2 protein-coding genes are annotated in these 1876 nt (G+C 73.2%); both read left to right on the top strand.

Annotated features, from left to right (window positions below):
• Positions 1-187: 187 nt before the first annotated feature.
• Positions 188-340: a hypothetical protein gene (locus VGD85_RS17730; RefSeq protein ID WP_331064757.1), complete on the top strand. Its 153-nt coding sequence runs from the start codon at positions 188-190 to the stop codon at positions 338-340.
• 37 nt (positions 341-377) lie between these two features.
• Positions 378-1876, top strand: a 1499-nt coding sequence (locus VGD85_RS17725) for a DUF429 domain-containing protein (RefSeq protein WP_331064756.1), incomplete at its 3' end; no start/stop codon positions are given.

The following is a 1876-nucleotide window of genomic DNA, read 5'->3' as shown; positions in this document are numbered from 1 at the left end:
CGGGAAGCCGGGGGCAGGCCGCAACCCGAGGGGACCTGGCCCGCTTTGCTGCCAAGCAACGACGACCCGAGCAGGCCCGCAGGCCGAAGCAGAGTCGCGGCGGCGGTCCAGACCGGCGTATCAGGAGTCCCGACCTCGCCTCCTGGCCAGACGTCCGACCCGGATCGAAGCCTGGAGCGTGTCCCGCATGAACCCCGTCGCCGTGAACACCGCCACCGCCACCGCGCGCGTCCGCGAGCGGCCGCGCGACGAGGTGACCCGACGCGGCTCGGGGCGGGTCGACCGGGCGATCCATGCCGCACGCTCGGCCCGGGTGGCGCTGCTGCGGGCGGAGGGCTGAGCAGCGCCGAGCCCGCCGGTAGGGCAGTCTTCATCCCATGCACTACGTGGGCGTGGACCTCGCCTGGGGTGAGCGGCGTCCGACCGGCCTGGCCGTCCTCGACGCCGACGCGCGGCTGCTGCACGTGTCGACCGTGCACTCCGACGACGAGATCGTGGCCGACCTCGCGCCGTACGTCGACGGCCCGTGCCTGGTCGCCGTCGATGCGCCGCTGATCGTCACGAACGCCACCGGCTCACGGCCGGCGGAGCAGGCGCTGGGCCGGGACTTCCGCCGGTTCGAGGCGGCGCCGCACCCGTCGAACACCAGCAAGCCGGAGTTCGTCGCCGGCTCCCGCGGTGCGCGCGTGTGCAAGCGGCTGCACCTGGACATGGACCCGCGCTCCGGCCGGGAGCGGCGGGCGATCGAGGTCTACCCCCACCCGGCGACGATCGTGCTGTTCGGGCTGGCCCGCACGCTGAAGTACAAGGACAAGCGCGGCCGCGACCTCGAGCTGCTTCGTTCGGAGCTGCTGACGCTGATGGGCCACGTCGAGCGGATCGTCACCGTCGACGGCCGCTGGCAGACGCTGCGCGCGCAGGTCGAGGGCGCCACCCGCAAGAGCCACCTGCGCGAGGTCGAGGACCAGGTCGATGCGGTCGTCTGCGCCTACGTCGCGCTGTTCGCGCACCGGTGGCCCGAGCGGACCACGACGTACGGCGACCTCGAGCGGGGCTACATCGTGACGCCCACGCTCCCCGATGCGGACGCCACGATCCGCTCCGCGGTGGAGGAGTACGCCGAGCGCCAGCCCCACCTGGCGGTCGTCGCGCGGGAGTTCGTCGACCAGCTGACCTCGATCCTCGACGAGGCCGGCATCAACTACCTGACCGTCACCGGGCGGGCCAAGAGCGTCGACTCGTTCGCCGCCAAGGCCGTCCGGACCGTCGACGGCGTCCCGCTCTACACCGACCCGCTGCGCGACATCGGCGACCAGGTCGGCCTGCGGGTGATCACCTACGTGCGCAGCGACGTCGCCGCGGTCGCGGAGGTGCTCGGCAGCCAGCTGCGGATCCTCGACGACCGCGACCTCGGTCAGGAGACCGCGAGTGAGGGCCGGTTCGGCTATGCCAGCCGCCACCTCCAGGTCGCGCGCGAGGACGGGATGACCGCCCAGGTCCAGGTGCGCACGGTGCTGCAGCACGCGTGGGCGGAGTTCGAGCACGACATCCGCTACAAGGGCACGGTGCCCGAGGAGCACGCCCGCGACTTCGACCGCCGGTTCACCCTGGCCGCCGGCCTGCTCGAGCTCGCCGACCAGGAGTTCACCACGATCCGCGACCGGCTGCGCGGCAGCGCCCCCGAGGAGCCCGACACCGAGGCGGTCGGCATCACCTCGCGCGAGCTGGCGGCCTACCTCGCCGGCCAGTACGCCGACGCCGAGTGGTCGCGCACCGACCACTACGCGTGGATCGCGAGCCTGCTGCCGGAGCTCGGCGTCACCACGCTGGCCGAGCTCGGCCGGGTGCTCGCCGGTGTCGACGACGACCTGATCGC

This window comes from Nocardioides sp. (assembly GCF_036401255.1).
In the GTDB taxonomy this organism is placed as follows: Bacteria; Actinomycetota; Actinomycetes; order Propionibacteriales; family Nocardioidaceae; genus Nocardioides.
The sequence above is the reverse complement of the archived record's forward strand: the minus strand, read 5'-3'. Positions and strand labels throughout refer to the sequence as shown.